14 protein-coding genes and 4 pseudogenes are annotated in these 16,780 nt (G+C 68.5%); 11 read left to right on the forward strand and 7 right to left on the reverse strand.

Features of this window, described 5'->3' with window-relative positions; translation table 11 throughout:
* Positions 1-621 (forward strand): annotated as a pseudogene (locus CP958_RS00240) (DNA mismatch repair protein MutL); the annotation flags it as partial.
* Positions 622-715: 94 nt separating this feature from the next.
* Positions 716-1,135 (forward strand): hemerythrin domain-containing protein, encoded by a 420-nt coding sequence (locus CP958_RS00245; protein ID WP_096700036.1) that lies wholly within the window; start codon positions 716-718, stop codon positions 1,133-1,135.
* A gap of 182 nt (positions 1,136-1,317) precedes the next feature.
* On the opposite strand, the pseudogene greB reads toward CP958_RS00245, so the two are convergent.
* Both greB and tsaD read right to left on the reverse strand, forming a co-directional pair.
* Positions 1,318-1,868 (reverse strand): annotated as a pseudogene (greB, locus tag CP958_RS00250) (transcription elongation factor GreB).
* Positions 1,865-2,908 (reverse strand): tRNA (adenosine(37)-N6)-threonylcarbamoyltransferase complex transferase subunit TsaD, encoded by a 1,044-nt coding sequence (tsaD, locus tag CP958_RS00255; protein ID WP_096700037.1) that lies wholly within the window; start codon positions 2,906-2,908, stop codon positions 1,865-1,867. The pseudogene greB and the gene tsaD overlap by 4 nt, the downstream one beginning before the upstream one ends.
* Positions 2,909-2,959: 51 nt before the next feature.
* Here tsaD and hemC point away from each other — a divergent pair, with 51 nt between their 5' ends.
* The 9 genes and pseudogenes from hemC to CP958_RS00295 all read left to right on the forward strand — a co-directional run bounded on the left by hemC (position 2,960) and on the right by CP958_RS00295 (position 10,344).
* On the forward strand, positions 2,960-3,907 hold the full coding sequence (hemC, locus tag CP958_RS00260; protein ID WP_096700038.1) for a hydroxymethylbilane synthase: 948 nt from the start codon (positions 2,960-2,962) through the stop codon (positions 3,905-3,907).
* 87 nt (positions 3,908-3,994) lie between these two features.
* Positions 3,995-4,711, forward strand: a complete 717-nt coding sequence (locus CP958_RS00265) for a uroporphyrinogen-III synthase (protein ID WP_242442650.1) — start codon at positions 3,995-3,997, stop codon at positions 4,709-4,711.
* Positions 4,708-5,718, forward strand: a complete 1,011-nt coding sequence (locus tag CP958_RS00270) for a mitofilin family membrane protein (protein ID WP_096700040.1) — start codon at positions 4,708-4,710, stop codon at positions 5,716-5,718. Before CP958_RS00265 ends, CP958_RS00270 begins: the two co-directional genes overlap by 4 nt.
* On the forward strand, positions 5,715-6,095 hold the full coding sequence (locus CP958_RS26735; protein ID WP_242442651.1) for a heme biosynthesis HemY N-terminal domain-containing protein: 381 nt from the start codon (positions 5,715-5,717) through the stop codon (positions 6,093-6,095). The genes CP958_RS00270 and CP958_RS26735 overlap by 4 nt, the downstream gene beginning before the upstream one ends.
* Positions 6,041-7,006: a hypothetical protein gene (locus CP958_RS00275; protein WP_277948856.1), complete on the forward strand. Its 966-nt coding sequence runs from the start codon at positions 6,041-6,043 to the stop codon at positions 7,004-7,006. Before CP958_RS26735 ends, CP958_RS00275 begins: the two co-directional genes overlap by 55 nt.
* Complete coding sequence (locus tag CP958_RS00280) at positions 7,003-7,596, forward strand: c-type cytochrome (protein ID WP_096700045.1); 594 nt, start codon at positions 7,003-7,005, stop codon at positions 7,594-7,596. The genes CP958_RS00275 and CP958_RS00280 overlap by 4 nt, the downstream gene beginning before the upstream one ends.
* Positions 7,597-7,605: 9 nt before the next feature.
* Positions 7,606-8,142: a bifunctional adenosylcobinamide kinase/adenosylcobinamide-phosphate guanylyltransferase gene (cobU, locus tag CP958_RS00285; protein ID WP_096700041.1), complete on the forward strand. Its 537-nt coding sequence runs from the start codon at positions 7,606-7,608 to the stop codon at positions 8,140-8,142.
* Positions 8,142-9,146 (forward strand): cobalamin biosynthesis protein CobW, encoded by a 1,005-nt coding sequence (gene cobW, locus CP958_RS00290; protein WP_096700042.1) that lies wholly within the window; start codon positions 8,142-8,144, stop codon positions 9,144-9,146. Before cobU ends, cobW begins: the two co-directional genes overlap by 1 nt.
* A gap of 171 nt (positions 9,147-9,317) precedes the next feature.
* A pseudogene (locus tag CP958_RS00295) lies at positions 9,318-10,344 on the forward strand (IS110 family transposase).
* Between the two features lie 427 nt (positions 10,345-10,771).
* Here CP958_RS00295 and CP958_RS00300 read toward each other — a convergent pair.
* The 5 genes and pseudogenes from CP958_RS00300 to serS form a co-directional block, all read right to left on the reverse strand.
* The gene (locus CP958_RS00300) at positions 10,772-12,916 is read right to left on the reverse strand and encodes a globin-coupled sensor protein (RefSeq protein ID WP_096700046.1); all 2,145 of its coding nucleotides are present in this window, start codon (positions 12,914-12,916) and stop codon (positions 10,772-10,774) included.
* Between the two features lie 89 nt (positions 12,917-13,005).
* Positions 13,006-13,941, reverse strand: a complete 936-nt coding sequence (locus CP958_RS00305; RefSeq protein WP_242442653.1) for a LysM peptidoglycan-binding domain-containing M23 family metallopeptidase — start codon at positions 13,939-13,941, stop codon at positions 13,006-13,008.
* Positions 13,942-14,116: 175 nt separating this feature from the next.
* Positions 14,117-14,761 (reverse strand): protein-L-isoaspartate(D-aspartate) O-methyltransferase, encoded by a 645-nt coding sequence (locus CP958_RS00310; RefSeq protein WP_096700043.1) that lies wholly within the window; start codon positions 14,759-14,761, stop codon positions 14,117-14,119.
* Positions 14,761-15,542 (reverse strand): annotated as a pseudogene (gene surE / locus CP958_RS00315) (5'/3'-nucleotidase SurE). Before surE ends, CP958_RS00310 begins: the two are co-directional and overlap by 1 nt.
* Position 15,543: 1 nt before the next feature.
* Positions 15,544-16,780, reverse strand: a 1,237-nt coding sequence (gene serS / locus CP958_RS00320; RefSeq protein ID WP_096700044.1) for a serine--tRNA ligase, incomplete at its 5' end; no start/stop codon positions are given.

The following is a 16,780-nucleotide window of genomic DNA, read 5'->3' on the forward strand; positions in this document are numbered from 1 at the left end:
CTCGGGCAGCAGCAGGCCCTGGCGGGCCACCCGGCCGCCGACTACCCCCTGGGCGCCGCCAAGGCCCAGTTGCACGACACCTATATCGTCGCCGAGACCGCCGACGGGCTGGTGATCGTCGACCAGCATGCCGCCCACGAGCGTCTGGTGTTCGAGCGCCTGAAGCTGGGTCTGGCCGACGGCCGGGTGGCCCGCCAGGGCCTGCTGCTGCCCGAGGTGGTCGACCTGGGCGAAGCCGGCGCCGCCCGCGTCGCCGAACGGGCCGGGGACCTGTCCCGCCTGGGTCTGGTGGTCGAGCCGTTCGGCCCCGGCGCCGTGGTGGTGCGCGAAGTCCCCGCCTTGCTGGGTGACGGCGACGTCCAGGGACTGGTGCGCGATCTGGCCGATGAATTGGCCGAATGGGGCGCCGCCACGGCGCTCGAGGAGCGGCTGCTGCACATCTGCGCCACCATGGCCTGCCACGGCTCGGTGCGGGCGGGGCGCCGCCTGACCGTCCCGGAGATGAACGCCCTGCTGCGCCGCATGGAGGCCACGCCCCTGTCCGGCCAGTGCAACCACGGGCGGCCCACCCACGTTTCCCTCAGCCTCGCCGACATCGAAAAGCTGTTCGGACGGCGATAATTCGCCGCTCCAACCCTGCTTGACCGCCGTCAATTACCATAGCTGGTTAGTCAGGTACTCTGGCCTCAGTTGCTTGAAGCGAAGGAATACCGCCATGAGAAAGACCGACAGTTTCCGTAAACATCACGATGATCTCCGGGGAATCGTCGGCCGGCTCGAACCCATGCTCGACCCCAAGCGGATCGCCGAAGATCCGGCGACGGTGTCCAAGGTGGTGCTCGACCTGTTCGGCAAGTTCTCCATCCATCTGGCCATCGAGGACAACACGCTGTACCCCAAATGCGCCGCCCATGCCGACGCGGCGCTGCGGCGCACCGCCGCCGAGTTCCAGGCGGAGATGGGCAACCTGTCGCAGCGCTTCGATGCCTACAAGAAGGCGTGGGCCGGCCCGCTGGCCATCGGCCGCGACCCCGCCGGCTTCGTGACGGCGACGCGGGAGATCCTGAGCCTGTTCAAGGCGCGGGTGGGACGCGAGGAAAACCGCCTGTACGACCTGTTCGACAAGGCGGCGTGATGAAGGGCGGCCATCCGCCGCGGGATATCGGCCTGCGCTGAGTGAAACTCATCGCAGGCCGGATAGGCCCAAGGGGCCGCGCGGCTTATGCCGCGGAAGGCAAGGGCGTACAGCGCCCGCGCGGCCGCATGAGGGCGCTGCGGCGATCGGTTTCGATCACCGCAGATTGATGTAGGGAGTCATCACTCCCCGTAGCGGATTTCCACCACCTCGATCATTTCGATGCCGGAAGGGGTCCGCACCGGCACGGAATCGCCCTCGAACGCCTTCAGCAGCGCCCGAGCCACCGGCGAGATCCAACTGATCAAGCCCCTCTCCATATCGGCCTCGTCGATGCCGACGATGGTGATGGTGATTTCCTCGTCGCGGGGACTGGCATAGGTGACGGTGGCGCCGAAGAACACCTGATCGCGCTTCTTCTGCTGGTCGGGATCGACCACATGGGCGGATTCGATCCGCTTGGTGAGGAAACGGATGCGGCGGTCGATCTCGCGCAGGCGCTTCTTGCCATAGAGATAGTCGCCATTCATTCCGAGCGGTCGCCGTTGCCCGCCGCCCACGACACCACCTCGACCACCTTGGGCCGCTCCACCTTGAGCAGGTGGGACAGCTCGGCCTTCAGCGCCGCGAAGCCCTGGGGCCGCATGTAGTTCTTGGAGCCCGGCGGCAGACCCTTGGGGGTATCCTCCAGCTCGTCGTCACCATCGCTTTCCTTGGTGAAGGCCTTGCTCATGCCTTGGCTCCCTTCCTGGCATTGGGGTCCAGCGGCCAGCGCGGACGCGGCGCGAAGGCGAGGTCGTCGCTCTGGCCCAGGCGCAGCCGCTCGATCCCCGCCCAGGCGATCATGGCGGCGTTGTCGGTGCACAGCCTCAGCGACGGAGCCAGGAATTCCAGGCCCGTTTCGGCTCCGATCCGAACCAGGGTCTGGCGCAGCGCCGTGTTGGCGGCGACGCCGCCGGCCACCACCAGATGCCGGACCTGGGGCCAGCGGGCCTTCATCTCGCGCACGCCGCGCCGCACCCGATCACCCATGGCATCGGCCACCGCGTCCTGGAAGGCGCGGGCCACGTCGGCCTGATCGCGCCCGGACAGCGGCTGGGGCAGGCTTTCGATCAGCAGGCGGGCGGCGTTTTTCAGGCCCGAGAAGCTGAAATCGCAGCCGGGCTTGCCCTTCATGGGCCGGGGCAGGGTAAAGCGGGCGGAATCGCCCATTTCCGCCGCCTTTTCCACCGCCGGACCGCCGGGATAGCCCAGGCCGGCCATCTTGGCCACCTTGTCGAAGGCCTCGCCCGCCGCGTCGTCGATGGTGGTGCCCAGACGGGTATACTTGCCCACCCCCTCGACGGCCAGCAGTTGGCAATGCCCGCCCGAGGCCAGCAGCAGCAGATAGGGAAATCCGATATGGTGGGTCAGGCGCGGGGTGAGCGCGTGGCCTTCCAGGTGGTTGATCGCCAGGAACGGCTTGCCCGACGCCAGGGCGATGGCCTTGCCGGTCATCACGCCGACGATCACCCCGCCGATCAGGCCGGGACCGCCGGTGGCCGCCACCGCGTCGAGATCCTTGAAGTCCACCCCGGCCCGGCGCATGGCCTCGGCCACCAGCCGGTCCATGTGGGCGAGATGGGCCCGCGCGGCGATTTCCGGCACCACGCCGCCGAACGGGCGGTGCTCGTCCAGTTGCGACAGCACCACCTCGCCGAGGATTTCCCGCTCGCCGTTGACCACGGCGGCGGCGGTTTCATCGCACGAGCTTTCGATACCCAGAACAAGCAAGATGGAAATCCCTTTGCACAGCGGCGCCCGACTTACTACAACAACCGGACCATGACCGCAAAACTTCCCATCCTCCGCATCGGTACGCGCGGCTCGCCGCTGGCCCTGGCCCAGACCCACGAGACCCGCGACCGCCTCGCCGCCGCCTGGGCACCCCTGGCCGCCGACGGCGCCATCGACATCGAGGTCATCAAGACCACCGGTGACCTGGTTCAGGACCGCCCGCTGGCCGAAATCGGCGGCAAGGGCCTGTTCACCAAGGAGCTGGACGAGGCCATGCTGTCGGGGCGCATCCATCTGGCCGTCCATTCCATGAAGGACGTGCCGACCCAATTGCCCGACGGCATCGTGCTGCCCTGCATCCTGCCGCGCGAGGACGTGCGCGACGCCTTCCTCAGCCTCAAGGTCGCATCCCTGGCCGAACTGCCCCAGGGCGCCGTGGTGGGCACCTCGTCCCTGCGGCGCGGCGCCCAGATCCTGCATCGGCGTCCTGATCTGAAGGTGGTGAACTTCCGCGGCAACGTCCAGACCCGCCTGCGCAAGCTGGAAGAGGGCGTGGTCGACGCCACCATGCTGGCCATGGCCGGATTGCGGCGCCTGGGCCTGGCCCAGCACGCCACCTCGGCGCTGTCCGAGGACGACATGTTGCCCGCCGTGGCGCAGGGAGCCATCGGCATCACCTGCCGCGCCGACGATCGCGCCGCGCTGGATTATCTGGCGGCGCTGAACTGCCCGGATTCCTTTGTCCGCGTCGCGGCCGAGCGGGCCTTCCTGACCCGCCTGGACGGCTCGTGCCGGACCCCCATCGCCGCCTTGGCCGAGCTGGACGGCGACAGGCTGTCGTTCCGCGGCCTGATCGTCAGCCCCGACGGCACCAAGGTCCACGCCACCGCGCGCACCGGCACCCGCGCCGACGCCGAGGCCATGGGCAAGGATGCCGCCGAGGAACTGATCAAGACGGCGGGGCCGGGCTTCTTCGACCTGATCAAGAGTCACTGAGCCGTGGCGGTCCCCACCCCACCACGCGCGCCCGGCGCCGGGGTTGGCGGGGCGGCCGGTGCCGGAGCGCGAAAATTGAGAGCCCTGGTGACCCGCCCCAAGGAGGATTCCGAAGGCGTGGCCCGCGTGCTGGCCGAACGCGGCCTCGACGTGATGGTCGAGCCGCTGCTCGACATCGAACCGGTGGCCGGCGCCATCATCGACACCGATGGCGCCCAGGGCATATTGGTGACCAGCGCCAACGGCATCCGCGCCCTGGCCCGCCTGCATCCGGGCCGTGACCTGCCCATCTGGGCGGTGGGCGACGCCTCGGGCCGCGCCGCGCGCGAAATGGGCTTTTCACGGGTGGAATGCGCCGGCGGCGACGTGGACAGTCTGGCCGCGCTGGTCGAATCCCGTGTCGACCCCAAGGCCGGGGCGCTGCTGCACGCCGCCGGCTCGGTGACGGCCGGCGATCTGTCGGGATGGTTGTCGGCGAAGGGATTCGAGGTGCGCCGCCGGGTCCTGTACCGGGCGGTGACGGCGACCCGGCTTTCAGCCTCGCTGTGCGATACCCTGCGGACCGGGGGCCTGCATCTCGCCCTGTTTTTCTCTCCCCGCACCGCCCGGACCTTTGCTACCCTGGCGATCGAAGCGGGGGTGCGGGATACGCTCGGCACCATCGCCGCCTACGGTCTGTCGGCCAATGTTTCGGCCGAGCTGTCCCCCCTGCCCTGGCGGGTGCTGCGACAGGCGGCCGAACCTAGCCAGGCCGCCTTGCTGGCCGCCATCGACGACGATCTCAACCGGGGATTCAGCCCATGACGTCAGAGCCCGCTTCCGAGCCCACCGCCCCCGTGGAGGTGCCGCCCCAGGGAGCCCCGAACAAGTCGTCGGCCCCCCTGATCGCCGTGCTGGCGGTCCTCGCCCTGGGCGGCGCGGCCGCCGTCAGCTTTCCCATGTGGCGCGGCCATATGGGCATGCCCGGACCGGCGGGCATGGACTCCTTCGAGGTGGAGAACCTGCGGGCCGAGCTGTCGGCCGCCACCAATCGTATCGCCCAATTGGAAGCGCGCCCCGCCGCCGCTCCGGGGGCGATGGACAACGCCCGCCTCGACCGGCTGGAGGAGGCGCTCAAGACGGCCCAGGGTCACGCCGCCGGCCCGGCCGGTGAAATCGATTCACTTGCGAAACAGGTTGCCGACCTCAAGCGCAACTCCGCCGAGGCCAGCGCCGTCCTGCGTCTGGCCGAGCGTCTGGAGCTGATGGATCTCGCCATTCGGGAGCTTCAGGCCCGGCGCTCGTCGGCCGCCGCCCTGCTGCTGGCCGCCGGCCAGTTGCGCGAGGCGGTGGCGGCCGGCCGGCCCTTCGACGCCGAATGGCGCGCCGCCCGCGTGCTGGCGGGCGAGGATGCCGAAAGCCTCGCCCTGCTCGACGGACTGAAGGAACAGGCCGCCGCCGGTATCGCCACCCGCGCCGCCCTGGTGCAGCGCTTCGACGCCCTGGCCCCGGCGCTGATCCGCGCCGAAATCCTGCCCGAGGGTGACGGCTGGTGGCGGCATGCCGCCGACCGCCTGCTGTCGCTGATCACCATCCGCCGCGAGGACGGCGCCACCATCGGCCAGAACGCCGCCGCGATCATCGGCCGCGCCCAGGCGGCGCTGACGCGGGGTGATTTCGCCGCCGCCCTGACCGAGCTGGAATTCCTGAGTCCCGGCCCGGCCGAGGCCGCCCGGCCCTGGATCGCCGAAGCCAAGGCGCGCCAAGGCGCCGACAAGGCCCTGTCGCAACTGACCGCCCAGGCGGTGGCCCTGGCCGGAGCGAAGCCATGAGGCGGCTGCTCGCCTTCCTGATCCTTACCGGAGTGGTGGTGGCTGGCGCCGTCTGGCTGGCCGACCGTCCGGGCGAGGTCACCATCCACTGGCTGGGCTGGCGGGTAGACACCACCGTACCGGTGCTGCTGGCCGCCCTGGTGCTGCTGTTGGTGGCGCTGTCGGTGCTGAACCGACTGGTGCGCACCGTGTTCGGTGCGCCCCCGGCCGCTGGTTCGAATCGCGCCGCCTCGGCCGCCAGCCCGTCAGCGCAAGGGCTATACCGCCCTGCGCCGACGGGCTGGCGGCGGCGGCTTCGGGCGACACCCTGCGCGCCGGCAAGCTGGCCCGCAAGGCCGACAGGCTGCTGCGGAACCCGGCGGTCACCGGGCTGCTGACCGCCCAGGCCGCCCAGCTCAGCGGTGACGATGACCAGTTGCGCGACCGCTACCAGACCATGACCGAGCGCAAGGAAACCGCCTTCCTCGGCCACAAGGGACTGGCCGATCTGGCGCTGAAGGCGGGCGATTGCGATACCGCACGGGTCGAGGCGGGCAAGGCCTTCCTGCTGCAGCCCGGCGCCGAGGGTCTGGCCGGCATGCTGCTCGACCTGCAGGTGGGGGCCGGTGCCTGGGCGGAAGCCGAACAGGTGCTGCGCACCGCGCGGCGCCGCGACGCCTTGCCCGCCGCCGAACTGGCCCGCCGCCGCGCCCTGGTCCTGCTGGGCCGCGCCGAGGAGGCGCTGGGGGCCGGCAACGAGGCGCAGGCCCTGGACTGGGCCTTGGATGCCCGCGACGCCGATCCGCTGTTCGTTCCCGCCGTTTCCCTGGCCGCCGGGCTGTATCGCCGGCGCGGCAAGGAACGCAAGGCGGCGTCCCTGCTGAAGGCCGCCTTCAAGGCCGCCCCCCATCCGCTGCTGATCGCCGGCTGGCTGGCCCTGGGCGAGGGCGAGAGCGCGCTGGAGCGGGTGAAAAGGGTGCAGGAGCTGGTCCAGGCCAATCCCGCCTCGCCCGACGGCCACGTGGCCCTGGCCGAGGCGTCCCTGGCCGCCCAATTGTGGGGGCAGGCCCGCACCCATTTGCAGAAGGCCCTGGAACAGCGGCCGACCCGCGCCGTCTTCCAGTTGCTGGCCCGCGTCGAGCGCGAGGAGCGCAAGGACGAGGCCGCCGCCAATGTCTGGCTGATGAGGGCCGGAACCGATTCGATTCCGGAACCGTCCTGGACCTGCGGGGGCTGCGGCCATCATACCCCCGACTTCGCCGTATGCTGCCCGGCCTGCGGCGCCCCCGGCCGCCTGGAGTGGACATGACCCGATACGCCGTAACCCTGGCCGCCCTGGCGGCCCTTTGCGCCTCTCCCGCCCTGGCCGCCGACGGCAAGGCGCTGTTCGCCGCCAAGGGCTGCGTCGCCTGCCACGGCGAAGCGGGCGCCAAGCCCATCGCCGGCTCTCCCAACATCGCCGGACAGAACGCCGTCTACCTGCTGCGCCAGATGACCGAGATCGCCGACGGCACCCGTTCCTCGGCTCCGGTCAAGGTGATGAAGCCGGTGATCGACAAGACCACCCCCGACGAGCGCAAGGTGCTGGCCGAGTGGCTGGCGACGCAAAGGCCCGCCGAGGCCCAGCCGGGCGACAAGGCCAAGGCCGAGCAGGGCGCCGAGCTGTTCGACGAGAACGGCTGCATCGGCTGCCACGGCGCCGACGGCCTGAAGCCGCTGGCCGACTATCCGTTCCTCGCCGGGCAGCGCAAGGACTACCTGATGGTCCAGATCAAGGCCATCCGCGACGAGATCCGCTCGACGCGGCGCACCCGCATGATGACCGCCAACGTGCGCAAGTTCTCCGAGGCCCAGGTCGAGCAGGTGGCCGAGTTTCTTTCGCAGACGAAACGGAAATAGGCGGCCGGGATGAACTCACTTCCTCCGTCCCCCCTTCCCTTGGCCACCCTGGTTCTGGGCGGCGCCCGCTCCGGCAAGTCGGCCTATGCCGAATCCCTGTTCGGCGGCCAATCCGCCCTCTACCTCGCCACCGGCCAGGCCCTGGACGGCGAGATGGCCGAGCGTATCGACCATCACCGCCGCCGCCGGGGATCGGGCTGGAGCACGCTGGAAGAGCCCCTCGATCTCGCCGACACCCTGGACAACGTCATGCGACCCGACCGGCCGGTGCTGGTGGACTGCCTGACCATGTGGCTGTCCAATCTGATGCAGGCCGGACGCGACATCGACCATTCGGTGGAGCGCCTGTGCGAGGTTCTGACCAATCCGGCCGGGCCGGTGGTGCTGGTCTCCAACGAGGTGGGCATGGGACTGGTACCCGAGACCCGCCTGGGGCGCCAGTTCCGCGACCATCAGGGCCGGGTCAACCAGCGGGTCGCCGCCATCAGCCGCCGGGTGGTGTTCGTCGCCGCCGGCCTTCCCCTGGTTCTCAAGGATATTTCCTGATGCGCAAGGTTCCTACCACCGTCATCACCGGTTTCCTGGGGGCCGGCAAGACCACCCTGGTCCGCCACCTGCTGGCCAACAACCAGGGGCGGCGCATCGCGCTGATCGTCAACGAGTTCGGCGATATCGGAGTGGATGGCGAACTGCTGGCCGCCTGCGGCGTGGCGGGCTGTGCCGAGGAGGACATCGTCGAACTGGCCAACGGCTGCCTGTGCTGCACCGTGGCCGACGAGTTCCTGCCCACCATGCAGGCCCTGCTGGACCGCCCCAACCCGCCCGACCACATCGTCATCGAGACCTCGGGCCTGGCGCTGCCCAAGCCGCTGGTCAAGGCCTTCCACTGGCCGGAAATCCGCTCGAGGGTCACCGTGGACGGCGTGGTGGCGGTGGTCGACGCCCCGGCGGCGGCCGCCGGCCGCTTCGCCTCGACGCCGGAGGAGATGGCGCGGCCCGACCACGACAATCCGCTGGAGGAGGTGTTCGAGGACCAGCTGGCCTGCGCCGACCTGATCCTCCTCAACAAATCCGATCTGATGGAGGCCGCCGCCCTGGCGGTCCTGCAAGGCGACATCGAGGCGCGGCTGCGCCCCGGCGTCAAGACCCAGCCCACCCGCATGTCGGCCATCGATCCGGTGGTGGTGCTGGGCCTGTCGGCCGCCGCCGAGGAGGACCTGGCCGCCCGCCCGTCCCACCATGACGCCGAGGACGGCCACGATCACGACGACTTCGAAAGCTTCGCCGTCCGCCTGCCGGTGGTCGACGATCCGGCCATCATCGAGGCCCGCGCCGTGGCCGCCATCGCCGCCCACGACATCCTGCGCCTCAAGGGCTTCCTGGCGATCACCGGCAAGCCGGCCCGCCACGTCATCCAGGCGGTCGGTACGAGAGTGGAACGATATTTCGACCGCCCGTGGAAGGCCGACGAGGAGCGCGTCGGCACCCTGGTGGTGATCGGCCGCACCGGCCTCGACCGCACGGCCATCGAGGCGATACTCCGTGGCTGACAATCCGGCGGGTTTGACATGTCTCTCCGGCACAAGGCCTTCCTCAGGCACGGATTGACACGGATGCCGGCATTGCCGGCCACGGATGATGGTGTGGACGGCCCCTGCTCACCGGCATCGAAGTGCCCTAACGTGGTCGTTTACTGAGACGCCACAAAGAGGGGGCCGCCCATGAGCGAGATTATCAGGATTGCGATCGACCTGTCGAAGGGCGCGTTTGCGCTGCACGGGGTGAATGCGGATGAAGAAGCGATTTTGTGCCGTCAGTTGAAGCGCGGCCAGGTTCTCGGCTTTTTCACCAAGCTGTCGCCGTGCCTGGTGGGGATGGAGGCGTGCGCCTCGGCCCATTACTGGGCGCGGGAGATCGGGGCGCTGGGCCACGAGGTGGTGCTGGTCCCGCCGGCCTATGTGAAGCCGTACGTCAAGCGCGTTGTCGCCGCAAGAAGCGACGCCAATGACGCCGCTGCCATTTGCGAAGCGATGGCGCGGCGCTCTGTCCCCCGGGTGCCGGTCAAGACGCCCGAGCAGCAGGCGGTGCTGATGCTTCATCGTGCCCGCAAGATGCTGGTGGGCCAGCGCACCATGCTCGCCAATGCGGTGCGGGCGCATCTGGCCGAGTTCGGCATCGTCGCGCCGTGCGGCGACAAAGCGCTCGACGGCCTGATCGCTCTTGCCGTGGATGCCGGCGATCTGGCTTTGCCGCAATTGGCGCGCGAGGCGCTGGGCATGCTGGCGGCACAGTTGCGCGATGCCGAGGCCAAGATCGATGCGCTCGAGCACGAAGTCCTGGCGGCTCAGCGCGCCGACGAGGCCTGTCGACGTCTGACGAGCATCCCGTCCATCGGTCCGGTCACCGCCAGCGCCATCGCCGCCACCATGGGCGACCCCTCATCGCTTCAAGACCGGCCGCGACTTCGCCGCCTGGCTCGGCCTGGTGCCGTCGCAGCACTCGACCGGAGGCAAGACCGCCCTTGGCCCCATCACCAAGGCCGGCGACCGCTATCTCCGCTCCTTGCTCGTCGTCTGTGCCACCGGCATGTTGCGCCACCGAACCGAAAGCCCGTGGATCAAGGCGCTGCTGGAACGCATGCCGGCACGCAAGGCTACCGTCGCCATCGCCAACAAGCTGGCCCGGATCGCCTGGGCTATTCTCGCCCATGGCGGCACATATCACAGGCAAGCCGGATTGGCCGCCTGAACCAAAGTCCAACCACGGCACTTCGATTGCGAGGGCGATGAAAGCGTGATGGCGACCGGTCAGACCCACGAGCCGAAAAACCCTGTTCGTGTCCCGGCCGGTCGAGGCCGTACGGATGATTTGGGAGCGGTTCGCGGATCACATCATGGCCAGCGGCAAGGTGTGCCGCGCAAACAGGCCGGACACATGACTGCCCCAGACCGGCGGACACTGCGCCTAATTTTCCTTGCAACGCAGGGGCCGTCCACACATGGACGCGGATGCCGCTTCGCGGCCACGGATTATGAAATTGCCCCATCCTCGTCCCGGACTCGCCCCAGGGCGACAATCGGGAAGGATACATATCCGTGTCCATCCGCGAGCGGAGCAAAGCTCCGCATCCGTGCCGTCCGTGTCTTATGGTTCCGTTCCGGCCGCCCTCACGATACTACGGCTTGATGGCCAGCCGCACCGCGCCCCAATGCTTGTCCTTGATGGTGATTGGGCTGTCGAACTCCTTCAGCACCACGAAATTGCCGCCGCCCATGTCGCGGGGATAGGTCTGGACGAAGTACGGCTGGACATTGCGCGCCGCCACCAGCCCGGCGCGGTCGTCGAAGATGCGGCGGTTGCGGGAATTGGCGGCGTTCCACACCGTTTCGCCCAATTTCTGCGGCTGGGAATACCTCTTGTTGTGAGTGGCGATGTAGCCGTTGCGGTCGGCGACGCAGCAGATGATGATGCGCGGGTCCTTGTCGAGGACCGTCTCGGTGAACTGGTGCACCACCCGGTCGGTCAAGCCCGCGTGCCGGGCCATGAATTGCTGGGGATCGGTGCCGGGGATCGGCTCGTAATGGGTGTCGAACAGGTCGGCCTCGGTGATTTCCCCGGCCTTCAGCGCCTGCTCGAAAGCCCTGGTGACGCCGCCGGCCACGCCCTGCACCAGATCGATGTAGAAGCGCTCCTCGGTACGGGCCTTGTCCTGGGCGGCGGCAATGGCCGTCAAGGCCCTCGGCGGCACCTCGAGAAACCGCACGTGCAGGCCGAGAACGCTGGCCCCCACCGCCTCGCAGGGCAATTGGCCGATCCCCTCCAGGTCCAGGCTGCCGCTCTGGCCCACCAGCGACGGGTCGTTGAGCCCGGCCAGCACCACGCCCTTGCTGGCCAGATCGCCGGTATGGCCCTTGATCTCCTTGGCGCCGATCCGCCCCGAGAAAGCCAGTCCCAGGGCAACGCGCGGCACGGCGCGGCGGTCGCCCGCCGCCGATGAGCGCAGGATGATGCCTAAGCGACGCTGCAGATCGCTGACGTCGCGGTTGACCACCATGGACAGTTCGTTGACCCGCTGGGCGGTGATGCCGGTGCGCTCGGCCTGACTCAGCACCGACTGGGCATGGCCGTGCACGGTACCGGTATGGTCGGCGGCCTGCCCGGCATTGCCCTTGATGTCGGCGGTGGCCGACAGCTGCATCTCGCTGGCGTGATTCACTTCCTGGGCGATGGTGTTGATGTCCTGAATGGACAGCGTCACCTCCTCGACCATGGCCACCGTCTCGTCGGTGGCCTGGCCGATGGCCTGGGCTTGGGCGTTGACGCCCCGGATGCCGTCCTCGGTCAGTTTGGCGAGGCGCTTGACCTCGTCGGCCACCACGGCGAAGCCCTTGCCCATCTCGCCGGCCCTGGCCGCCTCGATGGTGGCGTTGAGCGCCAGCATGCGTGTCTGGCCGGCGATGGACTGAATGAGACGCACCACGTCGCGGATACGGCCCGTCGCCTCCTTCAGGCCGTCGACGGTGGCGGCGGCGGTCTCCATCTTCTGCTGGGCGGCGTCGGTCAGGCGCGAGGTGCCGTGGACCTTGGCGGAAATCTGCCGCGAGGTCTCCTCCAGCGCCTCGGTGGCGCCGGCCACCGACTGGACGTTGTCGCTGGTCACCGACACCGCGCCGGCCACCGCCTCGGCCATGGCCTTCAGTTCGGTGGCGACCCCGGTCAGTTCCCGGGCGCCTTCGATCAGCCGCTTCACCTGCTTTTCGATGTCGCCGACGGTCAGCGCCACCTCGCGGTCGACGGTGTCCGACAAGGCAAGCATCTCGCGCTTCATCTTGCCCGCCTCGCCGTGCTCGATATAGGTCGAGATGGCCAGATCCATGTCCAGGAAGGCGGCCCGCAGCACGGCACCGGCGATACCGGGAAAACGCGCCTTGTCGCATTTGGCGTGCAGTTCGGTGATCAGCTTTTCCAGCACAAAGCAATAGCCGCCCAGGTACCAGTTGACGTCCAGGCCGATACGCTCGTGAGTGGCGCCGATGGCGACCGCGCGCTTGAAATAATCGTCGTCGAAGCGCCCCGAGAACAGGCTGCTCCAATGGGCCTGCTGGGTCTGCTTCAGGTGACCGACCTTCGCCCCGCCGCCCAGCAGCGATTGCAGGTTCGGCCAGGCCATCAGGTGGGCGTAGAAGGAATCGGCAATGGCGGGAAGCGCACCGTCGACCAGGGGACCGGCCGCCTTCATGGCCGAAACCGCATTGTCATCCAGGCGGAGAAATTTGAGCCGGTCCCTGTTCTTGGACTCGGCCGCGACGTCACCGGCCATGCGCCCCTCCTTGGAATCCATCCCTCATGCCGTCCTATACGAACGGTCATTTATTTATGAGGTTAGGGTGGGCTGTTCACGCGCCGGGGTCAATACGCAATCATAGCAAAATGATACACTTTTTCCGTCGACGCGACCTTATCTTGTAGGTAATCGACGGGATTGAGCGCTTCGGTTCCGCGACGAATCTCGAAATGCAATTGCGGCGATGTCACCGAGCCGCTGGCGCCCACGGTGGCGATGGTCTGGCCGCGCTTCACCTGGTCGCCGCGCTTGACCATCAGCCGGTCGTTGTGGGCATAGGCGGTCATCCAGTTGTCGGCATGCTTGATCAGCAGCAGGTTGCCGAAGCCCTTCAGTTCGTTGCCCACATAGGCCACCACGCCGTTCTCGGCGGCCCGTACCGCCGTACCCTTGGCGGCGACGATATTGATGCCGTCGTTGTGCTGGCCCTTGCCGGGCAGCGGGCCGAATTCGGCCACCACCTCGCCCTTGACCGGCCACAGGAAGCTGGAGCCGGCGCGGGCCGGCGGCGCGGCGGGCAGCGACGGCGATTGCGGGGCGGCATGGGACGGCGCGCGGGCGTAGGCCGGCGGCTGGTCCAGCTTGGCCGTGGCCTTGCCCCCTCCTCCTCCTCCTCCCGGCGCATTGGGCGAGCCCACCACGATGGAGCCGGTGCCACCGCCCGACGCGGGTGGCGCGGCCATGGCGGTCTGGGTCGGCGCGGGAGTCCCCCCCTTGACGCCGGGAATGGTCAGGCGCTCGCCCACATGCAGCACATAGGGAGCCCGCTTGCCGTTGGTGGCCGCCAGGGAATTGAAATCCACCTTGAAGCGCCGGGCCAGCACCGACAGAGTGTCACCCTTCTGCACCACGTAATCCTGGCCGCCGCCGGGCAGGCGCAGCACCGTTCCGGGCTGCAACTGGTAGGGCGGCTGCAGGTTGTTGGCCTCGATCAGGTCGCGGACGGCCAGGGAATAGCGCCGGGCGACGCCATATACGGTATCGCCAGCATAGACGGTCACCGTGTGGCCGGCCGCTGCACATACAGAGGGCCATCGGGACCGCGCGATACCGGCACCTGGGAGTCATAGCTGGGCGAGCACGCCGCCATCAGGCCGGCGAGACCCAGAACCATAACCAGATGATGTGGCGCATGCCTCATGCCAGCACTATAAGCGCGGCGGATACGACCGGCAATCATTCCTCGGGTATGCCCTCGACCAGCGGCACGAAGCGCACCGGCAGGAAGGGCTGGATATCGATGCCACGGTCGGTCCTGGTGACCCGCACCAGTTCCTGGTCGATGCCGCCCACGTCGCCCAGCGGCAAAACCATGATACCGTCGGGTTTCAGCTGCTCGACCAGGGCGGGGGGAATGTCGGGAGCGGCGGCGGTGACCATGATGCGGTCAAAGGGCGCCTGCTCGGGCCAGCCGCGCGAGCCGTCACCGGCCCGGCAGGTGATGTTGTGCAGGCGAAGATGCTTGAAGCGCGCCTCCGCCTCGGCCAGCAACGGCTTATGCCGCTCGACGGAATAGAGACGGCGGCAAAGCCGCGCCAGGATGGCCGCCTGATAGCCCGAGCCCGTCCCCACTTCCAGCACCTTCATGCGGTCGCCCACCTGCAGCGCCTGGGTCATCAGGCCGACCACCAGGGGCTGGCTGATGGTCTGGGCGCAGCCGATGGGCAGCGCCGTGTTCTCGTAGGCCTGATCGAGGAAGGGCTCGGCGACGAACAGATCGCGCGGAATGCGCTCGATGGCCGACAGCACGCTCGTGTCGACGACGCCCATCCGCCGCAATTCCATCAGCAGGCGGATGACGCGGGGTTCCGCCCTTTTCATCAAAAGGCCGTCTCCAGCGCCTTCATGTCGTCGCGATGGGTCAGGTCGAAGCACAGCGGCGTCACCGAAATGGCGCCGCGACAGACTGCTTCGATGTCGGTGCCGGGAGTGGAGCGCTCCTCGGCCCGCTGGGCGCCGATCCACACATAGGGTTCGCCGCGCGGGTCCTCGCGCTCCATGATGTCGTCGCCGATCTTGCGCTTGCCCTGGCGGGTGATCTCCACCCCGGTGACCGACGAGGCGATCACGTCGGGAAAGTTGACGTTGATCAGCACGTTGCGGCTCCAGCCCTTGGCGAGCAGCCGGCGGATGACCTCGGGCGCCCAATGCTCGGCCGTGCCCCACTTCACCGGATGGGGATGGTTGATGAACTGGGAGAGCGCGATGGCGGGAATGCCTAGGATGGTGCCTTCCATGGCCGCCGCCACGGTCCCCGAATAGGTGACGTCCTCGCCCAGGTTGGAGCCCCGGTTGATGCCCGACAGCACAAGGTGGGGCTTCTTGCCCTTCAGCACGTGGTTGACGCCCAGCAGCACCGCGTCGGTGGGAGTGCCGTCCACCGCATAGCGCCGCGCCGACACCTTGCGCACCCGCAGGGGCCGGCGGATGGTGAGCGAATGGCCGGCCGCGCTCTGCTCGGTTTCCGGCGCCACTACCCAGACATCCTTGGAGAGCGTGCGGGCGATGGCCTCCAGCACCTTGATGCCCGGCGCGTTGATGCCGTTCATCGTTGGAGATCAGGATGCGGAGCGAGCGAGGGATCGGAAACCGGGTCGAACATCTTAGGCAATGACCTCCAGCCCGCCCATGTAGGGACGCAGGGCCTCGGGCACCTCGATGGTGCCGTCGTCGCGCTGGTAGTTCTCCATCACGGCGATCAGGGTGCGGCCCACGGCAAGGCCGGAGCCGTTCAGGGTATGGACGAAGCGGGTCCCCTTCTCGCCCTCGGGGCGGAAGCGGGCCTTCATGCGCCGCGCCTGGAAGTCGCCGCAATTGGAGCACGACGAGATTTCGCGGTAGCGCTGCTGGCCGGGCAGCCACACCTCGATGTCGTAGGTCTTGCGCGCCGAGAACCCCATGTCGCCGGTGCACAGCACGATGGTGCGATAAGCCAGGCCCAGACGCTGCAACACCGTCTCGGCGCATCTGGTCATGCGCTCGTGTTCCTCGTCGGAGGCGTCGGGATGGGCGATGGAAACCATCTCCACCTTGTGGAACTGGTGCTGGCGGATCATGCCGCGGGTATCCTTGCCCGCCGACCCGGCTTCCGAGCGGAAACAGGGCGTCAACGCCGTCATGCGCAGCGGCAGGACCTTGTCGTCCAGAATCTCGTCGCTGACCAGATTGGTCAGCGGCACCTCGGCGGTGGGGATCAGCCAGTGGCCGGTATTGGTCTTGAACAGATCCTCGCTGAACTTGGGCAACTGACCGGTGCCGAAGGCGGCACCGTCCTTGACCATCAGCGGCGGGTCCATCTCGGTATAGCCGTGCTCAGCCGTCTGCAGGTCCAGCATGAACTGGCCGATGGCGCGCTGCAGCCGGGCCAGCGGGCCCTTCAGCACCACGAAACGGGCACCCGACAGCTTGGCGGCGCCGTCGAAATCCATCAGCCCCAGCTTGGCGCCGATGGCGTCGTGGTCGAGCGGGGTGAAGGCGAATTCCTTAGGCGTGCCCCAGCGGCGGACTTCCACGTTGGCGCTCTCGTCGGGGCCTTCCGGCACGTCATCGGCGGGCAGATTGGGGATGGAGGCCAGGATGGCCTCGATCTCGGCGCCAAGCTGCCGGTCCTCTTCCTCGGCGGCCGGGATGCGCTCCTTCAGCGCCGCCACCTCGTCCATCAGGGCCTGGGCGTCGCCGCCCTGCTTCTTGATGGCGCCGATCTGCTTGGAGGCGTCGTTGCGCCGGGCCTGCATTTCCTGAAAGGCGGTCTGGGCGGCGCGGCGCCTTGTGTCCAGCTCCAGGATGGCGGCGGCCTTGGGCTCCAGGCCCCGGCGCTTCAGCCCCGAATCGAATCCGTCC

The organism is Magnetospirillum sp. 15-1 (genome assembly GCF_900184795.1).
Taxonomy (GTDB): Bacteria; Pseudomonadota; Alphaproteobacteria; order Rhodospirillales; family Magnetospirillaceae; genus Phaeospirillum.

Bases quoted from the DNA above. Each gene is read 5' to 3' on its own strand.
- cobU (WP_096700041.1), top strand. From the start codon at position 7,606: ATGAACTCACTTCCTCCGTCCCCCCTTCCCTTGGCCACCCTGGTTCTG.
- cobW (WP_096700042.1), top strand. From the start codon at position 8,142: ATGCGCAAGGTTCCTACCACCGTCATCACCGGTTTCCTGGGGGCCGGC.
- CP958_RS00245 (WP_096700036.1), top strand. From the start codon at position 716: ATGAGAAAGACCGACAGTTTCCGTAAACATCACGATGATCTCCGGGGA.
- CP958_RS00310 (WP_096700043.1), bottom strand. From the start codon at position 14,761: ATGAAAAGGGCGGAACCCCGCGTCATCCGCCTGCTGATGGAATTGCGG.
- CP958_RS26735 (WP_242442651.1), top strand. From the start codon at position 5,715: ATGAGGCGGCTGCTCGCCTTCCTGATCCTTACCGGAGTGGTGGTGGCT.
- CP958_RS00300 (WP_096700046.1), bottom strand. From the start codon at position 12,916: ATGGCCGGTGACGTCGCGGCCGAGTCCAAGAACAGGGACCGGCTCAAA.
- CP958_RS00280 (WP_096700045.1), top strand. From the start codon at position 7,003: ATGACCCGATACGCCGTAACCCTGGCCGCCCTGGCGGCCCTTTGCGCC.
- hemC (WP_096700038.1), top strand. From the start codon at position 2,960: ATGACCGCAAAACTTCCCATCCTCCGCATCGGTACGCGCGGCTCGCCG.
- CP958_RS00270 (WP_096700040.1), top strand. From the start codon at position 4,708: ATGACGTCAGAGCCCGCTTCCGAGCCCACCGCCCCCGTGGAGGTGCCG.